At 42.4% G+C, this 2,112-nt stretch carries 3 protein-coding genes and 1 pseudogene; all 4 read right to left on the bottom strand.

The genetic code is table 11. From position 1 onward, the window contains the following. On the bottom strand, positions 1–562 hold a 562-nt coding region (lepB, locus tag G4P69_RS37270; protein WP_208354915.1), incomplete at its 3' end, for a signal peptidase I. 118 nt (positions 563–680) lie between these two features. Then, entirely contained in the window at positions 681–1,448 is a 768-nt protein-coding gene (locus G4P69_RS37265) for a peptidase (protein ID WP_310834294.1), read from the bottom strand. 18 nt (positions 1,449–1,466) lie between these two features. Then, positions 1,467–1,700 (bottom strand): preprotein translocase subunit SecG, encoded by a 234-nt coding sequence (gene secG, locus G4P69_RS37260; RefSeq protein WP_208342530.1) that lies wholly within the window; start codon positions 1,698–1,700, stop codon positions 1,467–1,469. Between the two features lie 117 nt (positions 1,701–1,817). Continuing rightward, a pseudogene (locus G4P69_RS37255) lies at positions 1,818–2,112 on the bottom strand (FHA domain-containing protein); the annotation flags it as partial.

The raw sequence follows: 2,112 nt of genomic DNA, 5'->3' as shown, positions 1-2,112 counted from the left end.
CTATGCGATTGATCGGCCAAAAACGAACACTTGCACGACCAATGATGCGATCGCGGGAAACAAAACCCCAGTAGTGGCCGTCACAGCTATTGTTGCGGTTATCACCGAGAACTAAATAAGAATTACGCGGCACAACCTCTGGTCCCCATAAATATTGAGGCTTAGCGGCAATATATTTCTCCTGTAAAGGTTGTGCATTAACATATACGTGCCCTTCCTTTACCTCTATTTTCTCCCCAGGCAGTCCAATCACTCGCTTGATCCAAGGATCCGAGGATTTGCGCGATAAGCCACATGTGGCGATCGTATTATCAGGTGGCCAAAAGACGACAATATCACCTCTGTGTGGATTTTTGAAGTGATAACTCACTTTATCTACCATCAATCGGTCATTAATTTGTAGCGTTGGTTCCATTGAACCGGATGGAATGAAATAAGCTCCTGCGGCAAAAGTCCGAATTCCAAATGCTAGCAATAAGCTTAACCCAAGAGTCTTAAGACCTTCAACCCAGAGACTTTCGCTATTTGCCTGCTGGCGATTCCGATTCCGCTTTGGAGACATGAGTACTCGATTAGATCTAGTTCTAGAGGCTTGAGACTTTATTTTATGTGCTTTGTTCCAAGTACATTAACACCGAACCATAGACCTTGATCACTGATAACTGTTTACTGCTCACTGCTCACTGTTCAACCCATCCCAAGCTAGTTGGTTGTTCATAAACTCGCTTAAGGGTATTGACATCTCTAGAGGAAATGGGCGGCGGGTTGCGAACCTGAGAAAAATATAAAGCATCACTTTGCAGCGGGCTGTGTCCCCAAATGCCCAAAGCATGACCCAGTTCGTGACGAGCTGCTGCTGTGAGATAATTGTCTACTTGGCTGGGGCTGAGTAAGATTTTGAAGCGGTGAGATAAAAGATTATTTTGATTAACGTACAACTCGTAAGTCGTTTGTGCCGAACGAGCACGAATTATTTTGTTGTTGGGGGAAGTGCGTAATGGTGGTGCTTTTCTCACAATTGTAATATCAGCACCCTCTGGATTTTTTGTAATCTCCAATGGCAAATAAGCATTCCAATCTTTTACCGCCTGTACAACAGCATTAACCCATGCTTCAGCCTGTTGATTATTAATTGACGAAGGTGGTTCTACATAAACCTGAACAGGGAACTTTGACCAGACTAGATAACCAACTTGGCTTGGTTTCACTTGAGAAAAGTAGTCACCACTGTTGGTATTATCTTGCCATTGTATGAGTGTAGGTGGTAGAGGGTGAGGTTTAAAAGAAGCAGGGGGAGATAAGCTAATCATTTCTTTACTATACTCAGTTGTTTTTGTCAAGTTATCGATAAAAGCCCCAAGTACGATACCAGACTGGATGTTTGTCACAATAACTAACAGTCCAGTAATAATAGCTAATTCCAAAGCTGCAATTAACCGACGCAACACCCCCACTACTCCTAATCTCTACTTAGGAAGCCAATTGGCGCTTAAAACCACTGTTAAGCCAAGAAAAATCACTGTCAGAGCCCAAGTCACACGGTTTAATGTATTTTCAGCACTTTTAGTACTGCTGAATAACTGTGCTTGTCCGCCAATGGCTCCAATACCATCACCTTTAGGGCTATGTAGTAAAACTAAGACTATTAAACCAATAGCTGAAAAAGCCCAGATGGCTCGTACGACGTTAGTAATTGTCATATGAATAACTTCTAAGTTGAAACTCCGCGCTGCTCGTGAGAGGCAGATTTTTGCACAGTGACTTATTATATCAAATAGCTAGCGATTATTGTCACTAGCGAACTTCTCCAGGATACTTCAAGGTGATTCATTAAAAATCCACTTTAACCATTGTCTAAAAGACGAGAGAGCATTTAAAGAATTTACTTTAGGCGCACGAACAGCAGCTAAAGTATCCACCGATTTTAAGGAAGAATACTGCAAACCGAGAAAACTGTCAACTGGTGCAAAGGAATTACCATGAGTAATAGCTCCCGCCCCATACATTTGACCTTTGCCATTACGCATCTCCACCAACTCAAAGTTATCGGCTACAACCAGCCGACCTAAGTGATTTAGTGGTAAATTATAGTGCTTTACCAAGTCATCGAGC

The sequence above is a fragment of the Aetokthonos hydrillicola CCALA 1050 genome, from assembly GCF_017591665.1.
Classification (GTDB): domain Bacteria; phylum Cyanobacteriota; class Cyanobacteriia; order Cyanobacteriales; family Nostocaceae; genus Aetokthonos; species Aetokthonos hydrillicola.
Note: the sequence above shows the minus strand (reverse complement) of the source record. Positions and strands in the feature narration are given on the sequence as shown.

Coding starts and splice junctions, on each gene's coding strand:
- secG (WP_208342530.1), bottom strand. CDS start 1,700: ATGACAATTACTAACGTCGTACGAGCCATCTGGGCTTTTTCAGCTATT.